The organism is Microbispora sp. KK1-11 (assembly GCF_006874435.1).
In the GTDB taxonomy this organism is placed as follows: domain Bacteria; phylum Actinomycetota; class Actinomycetes; order Streptosporangiales; family Streptosporangiaceae; genus Microbispora; species Microbispora catharanthi.
Genome location: NZ_VIRJ01000136.1, coordinates 1 through 444 on the forward strand (window position 1 = coordinate 1; position 444 = coordinate 444).

Annotated in this window: 1 protein-coding gene; it reads right to left on the reverse strand. The window is 72.3% G+C overall.

The genetic code is table 11. From position 1 onward, the window contains the following. Positions 1–444: ketoacyl-synthetase C-terminal extension domain-containing protein (locus tag FLW16_RS43090; protein ID WP_312847202.1), on the reverse strand; the 444-nt coding region annotated here is incomplete at both ends.

The window sequence follows — 444 nt, forward strand, 5'->3', positions numbered from 1 at the left end:
CGCGGTGGTCGAACCGGGTGCGGGTGGTGGCCAGGGAGTAGCCGACGTCGACCGGGTCCAACTCGGGGTGCCGGTCCAGATGGTGTGCGAGCCGGGCGGCCTGCGCGGTGAGCGCATCCCGGGACCGGGCTGAGATCACCCACGGCACCACCGGCACCGAACCCTCCGCGCGTGGCGTCACGGCGGCAGACGCCTGGGGCGTGCCGGATGTGTCGTGTTCTGGTGCGGCGTCGTCCTGGTCGGGTGCTTGTTCGATGATGACGTGGGCGTTGGTGCCGCTGACGCCGAAGGCGGAGACGGCGGCGCGGCGGGGGTGTCCGGTCTGGGGCCAGGGGCGTTGTTCGGTGAGGAGGCGGATGGTGCCGGTGGTCCAGTCGACGTGGGGGGTGGGCTCGTCGATGTGGAGGGTTTGCGGCAGCACCGCGTTGCGGATGGCGTGGACGG